General features: G+C 49.6%; 2 tRNA genes and 3 rRNA genes. All 5 read left to right on the top strand.

From position 1 onward, the window contains the following. The 5 genes from HF881_RS10290 to rrf all read left to right on the top strand — a co-directional run bounded on the left by HF881_RS10290 (position 1) and on the right by rrf (position 5192). A tRNA-Glu gene (locus HF881_RS10290) sits at positions 1–72 on the top strand. A gap of 232 nt (positions 73–304) precedes the next feature. Further along, positions 305–1853 (top strand): 16S ribosomal RNA (locus HF881_RS10295). Between the two features lie 50 nt (positions 1854–1903). Further along, positions 1904–1976, top strand: a tRNA-Ala gene (locus HF881_RS10300). Positions 1977–2097: 121 nt separating this feature from the next. Further along, positions 2098–5000, top strand: a 23S ribosomal RNA gene (locus HF881_RS10305). A gap of 76 nt (positions 5001–5076) precedes the next feature. Beyond that, a 5S ribosomal RNA gene (rrf, locus tag HF881_RS10310) occupies positions 5077–5192 on the top strand. The 16S, 23S and 5S rRNA genes sit together here with 2 tRNA genes alongside, the layout of an rRNA operon.

Raw genomic sequence — 5192 nt, forward strand, 5'->3', positions numbered from 1 at the left:
GGTCCGTTGGTCAAGGGGTTAAGACACCGCCTTTTCACGGCGGTAACACGGGTTCGAATCCCGTACGGACTATTGGTGTATCACAGGGATGAAAAAAGTAAAAAAAGTTTCAAAAAAGTGTTGACATAGATCAACAGCTGTGATATACTAATATAGTTGTCGCTTGAGAGAGATTGAGTGACAAAGACCTTTGAAAACTGAACAAGACGAACCAATGTGCAGGGCACTATAACTAAGGTTATAGTACTGAACAATGAAAAAACAATAAATCTGTCAGTGACAGAAATGAGTGAGAACTCAAACTTTTAATGAGAGTTTGATCCTGGCTCAGGACGAACGCTGGCGGCGTGCCTAATACATGCAAGTAGAACGCTGAAGAGAGGAGCTTGCTCTTCTTGGATGAGTTGCGAACGGGTGAGTAACGCGTAGGTAACCTGCCTGGTAGCGGGGGATAACTATTGGAAACGATAGCTAATACCGCATAACAACAGTTGTTGCATGACAGCTGTTTAAAAGGTGCAATTGCACCACTACCAGATGGACCTGCGTTGTATTAGCTAGTTGGTGGGGTAACGGCTCACCAAGGCGACGATACATAGCCGACCTGAGAGGGTGATCGGCCACACTGGGACTGAGACACGGCCCAGACTCCTACGGGAGGCAGCAGTAGGGAATCTTCGGCAATGGACGGAAGTCTGACCGAGCAACGCCGCGTGAGTGAAGAAGGTTTTCGGATCGTAAAGCTCTGTTGTAAGAGAAGAACGAGTGTGAGAGTGGAAAGTTCACACTGTGACGGTATCTTACCAGAAAGGGACGGCTAACTACGTGCCAGCAGCCGCGGTAATACGTAGGTCCCGAGCGTTGTCCGGATTTATTGGGCGTAAAGCGAGCGCAGGCGGTTAGATAAGTCTGAAGTTAAAGGCTGTGGCTTAACCATAGTACGCTTTGGAAACTGTTTAACTTGAGTGCAAGAGGGGAGAGTGGAATTCCATGTGTAGCGGTGAAATGCGTAGATATATGGAGGAACACCGGTGGCGAAAGCGGCTCTCTGGCTTGTAACTGACGCTGAGGCTCGAAAGCGTGGGGAGCAAACAGGATTAGATACCCTGGTAGTCCACGCCGTAAACGATGAGTGCTAGGTGTTAGACCCTTTCCGGGGTTTAGTGCCGTAGCTAACGCATTAAGCACTCCGCCTGGGGAGTACGACCGCAAGGTTGAAACTCAAAGGAATTGACGGGGGCCCGCACAAGCGGTGGAGCATGTGGTTTAATTCGAAGCAACGCGAAGAACCTTACCAGGTCTTGACATCCCTCTGACCGCTCTAGAGATAGAGTTTTCCTTCGGGACAGAGGTGACAGGTGGTGCATGGTTGTCGTCAGCTCGTGTCGTGAGATGTTGGGTTAAGTCCCGCAACGAGCGCAACCCCTATTGTTAGTTGCCATCATTCAGTTGGGCACTCTAGCGAGACTGCCGGTAATAAACCGGAGGAAGGTGGGGATGACGTCAAATCATCATGCCCCTTATGACCTGGGCTACACACGTGCTACAATGGCTGGTACAACGAGTCGCAAGCCGGTGACGGCAAGCTAATCTCTTAAAGCCAGTCTCAGTTCGGATTGTAGGCTGCAACTCGCCTACATGAAGTCGGAATCGCTAGTAATCGCGGATCAGCACGCCGCGGTGAATACGTTCCCGGGCCTTGTACACACCGCCCGTCACACCACGAGAGTTTGTAACACCCGAAGTCGGTGAGGTAACCTTTTAGGAGCCAGCCGCCTAAGGTGGGATAGATGATTGGGGTGAAGTCGTAACAAGGTAGCCGTATCGGAAGGTGCGGCTGGATCACCTCCTTTCTAAGGATAAGGAATGCACATTGGTCTTGTTTAGTCTTGAGAGGTCTTGTGGGGCCTTAGCTCAGCTGGGAGAGCGCCTGCTTTGCACGCAGGAGGTCAGCGGTTCGATCCCGCTAGGCTCCATTGGTGAGAGATCACCAAGTAATGCACATTGAAAATTGAATATCTATATCAAATAGTAACAAGAAAATAAACCGAAACGCTGTAGTATTAAAAGAGTTTATGACTGAAAGGTCAAAAATAAGGTTAAGTTAATAAGGGCGCACGGTGGATGCCTTGGCACTAGGAGCCGAAGAAGGACGTGACAAACGACGATATGCCTTGGGTAGCTGTAAGTAAGCGATGATCCAGGGATTTCCGAATGGGGGAACCCAACAGGTACTACCTGTTACCCATATCTGTTAAGGATGTGAGGAGGAAGACGCAGTGAACTGAAACATCTAAGTAGCTGCAGGAAGAGAAAGCAAAAGCGATTGCCTTAGTAGCGGCGAGCGAAACGGCAGGAGGGCAAACCGAAGAGTTTACTCTTCGGGGTTGTAGGACTGCAAAGTGGACTCAAAGATTATAGAAGAATGATTTGGGAAGATCAGCCAAAGAGAGTAATAGCCTCGTATTTAAAATAGTCTTTGTACCTAGCAGTATCCTGAGTACGGCGGGACACGCGAAATCCCGTCGGAATCTGGGAGGACCATCTCCCAACCCTAAATACTCCCTAGTGACCGATAGTGAACCAGTACCGTGAGGGAAAGGTGAAAAGCACCCCGGGAGGGGAGTGAAATAGAACCTGAAACCGTGTGTCTACAACAAGTTCGAGCCCGTTAATGGGTGAGAGCGTGCCTTTTGTAGAATGAACCGGCGAGTTACGTTATGATGCGAGGTTAAGTTGAAGAGACGGAGCCGTAGGGAAACCGAGTCTGAATAGGGCGCCTTAGTATCATGACGTAGACCCGAAACCATGTGACCTACCCATGAGCAGGTTGAAGGTGCGGTAAGACGCACTGGAGGACCGAACCAGGGCACGTTGAAAAGTGCTTGGATGACTTGTGGGTAGCGGAGAAATTCCAAACGAACTTGGAGATAGCTGGTTCTCTCCGAAATAGCTTTAGGGCTAGCGTCGACATTAGAGATTCTTGGAGGTAGAGCACTGTTTGGGTGAGGGGTCCATCCCGGATTACCAATCTCAGATAAACTCCGAATGCCAAAGAATTATGGTCGGCAGTCAGACTGCGAGTGCTAAGATCCGTAGTCGAAAGGGAAACAGCCCAGACCACCAGCTAAGGTCCCAAAATAATTGTTAAGTGGAAAAGGATGTGGGGTTGCACAGACAACTAGGATGTTAGCTTAGAAGCAGCTATTCATTCAAAGAGTGCGTAATAGCTCACTAGTCGAGTGACCCTGCGCCGAAAATGTACCGGGGCTAAAACAATTTACCGAAGCTGTGGATACCTTTATAGGTATGGTAGGAGAGCGTTCTATGTGTGATGAAGGTGTACCGTGAGGAGTGCTGGAACGCATAGAAGTGAGAATGCCGGTATGAGTAGCGAAAGACAGGTGAGAATCCTGTCCACCGTAAGACTAAGGTTTCCAGGGGAAGGCTCGTCCGCCCTGGGTTAGTCGGGACCTAAGGAGAGACCGAAAGGTGTATCCGATGGACAACAGGTTGATATTCCTGTACTAGAGTATGTAGTGATGGAGGGACGCAGTAGGCTAACTAAAGCAGACGATTGGAAGTGTCTGTCTAAGCAGTGAGGTGTGAATTGAGTCAAATGCTTAGTTCTATAACATTGAGCTGTGATGGGGAGCGAAGTTTAGTAGCGAAGTTAGTGATGTCACACTGCCAAGAAAAGCTTCTAGCGTTTAAACATACTCTACCCGTACCGCAAACCGACACAGGTAGTCGAGGCGAGTAGCCTCAGGTGAGCGAGAGAACTCTCGTTAAGGAACTCGGCAAAATGACCCCGTAACTTCGGGAGAAGGGGTGCTGACTTAGGTCAGCCGCAGTGAATAGGCCCAAGCAACTGTTTATCAAAAACACAGCTCTCTGCTAAATCGTAAGATGATGTATAGGGGGTGACGCCTGCCCGGTGCTGGAAGGTTAAGAGGAGTGCTTAGGAGTAATCCGAAGGTATGAATTGAAGCCCCAGTAAACGGCGGCCGTAACTATAACGGTCCTAAGGTAGCGAAATTCCTTGTCGGGTAAGTTCCGACCCGCACGAAAGGCGTAATGATTTGGGCACTGTCTCAACGAGAGACTCGGTGAAATTTTAGTACCTGTGAAGATGCAGGTTACCCGCGACAGGACGGAAAGACCCCATGGAGCTTTACTGCAGTTTGATATTGAGTGTCTGTACCACATGTACAGGATAGGTAGGAGTCTATGAGATCGGGACGCCAGTTTCGAAGGAGACGTTGTTGGGATACTACCCTTGTGTTATGGCCACTCTAACCCGGATAGGTTATCCCTATCGGAGACAGTGTCTGACGGGCAGTTTGACTGGGGCGGTCGCCTCCTAAAAGGTAACGGAGGCGCCCAAAGGTTCCCTCAGAATGGTTGGAAATCATTCGCAGAGTGTAAAGGTATAAGGGAGCTTGACTGCGAGAGCTACAACTCGAGCAGGGACGAAAGTCGGGCTTAGTGATCCGGTGGTTCCGTATGGAAGGGCCATCGCTCAACGGATAAAAGCTACCCTGGGGATAACAGGCTTATCTCCCCCAAGAGTTCACATCGACGGGGAGGTTTGGCACCTCGATGTCGGCTCGTCGCATCCTGGGGCTGTAGTCGGTCCCAAGGGTTGGGCTGTTCGCCCATTAAAGCGGCACGCGAGCTGGGTTCAGAACGTCGTGAGACAGTTCGGTCCCTATCCGTCGCGGGCGTAGGAAATTTGAGAGGATCTGCTCCTAGTACGAGAGGACCAGAGTGGACTTACCGCTGGTGTACCAGTTGTCTTGCCAAAGGCATCGCTGGGTAGCTATGTAGGGACGGGATAAACGCTGAAAGCATCTAAGTGTGAAACCCACCTCAAGATGAGATTTCCCATGATTTTATATCAGTAAGAGCCCTGAGAGATGATCAGGTAGATAGGTTAGAAGTGGAAGTGTGGCGACACATGTAGCGGACTAATACTAATAGCTCGAGGACTTATCCAAAGTAACTGAGAATACGAAGTGTAAGGTTTTCTTGGTATTTGATAGATATTCAATTTTGAGTAGGTATTACTCAGAGTTAAGTGACGATAGCCTAGGAGATACACCTGTACCCATGCCGAACACAGCAGTTAAGCCCTAGAACGCCGGAAGTAGTTGGGGGTTGCCCCCTGTGAGATATGGAAGTCGCTTAGC

It is taken from the genome of Streptococcus sp. WB01_FAA12 (assembly GCF_012843315.1).
Classification (GTDB): domain Bacteria; phylum Bacillota; class Bacilli; order Lactobacillales; family Streptococcaceae; genus Streptococcus.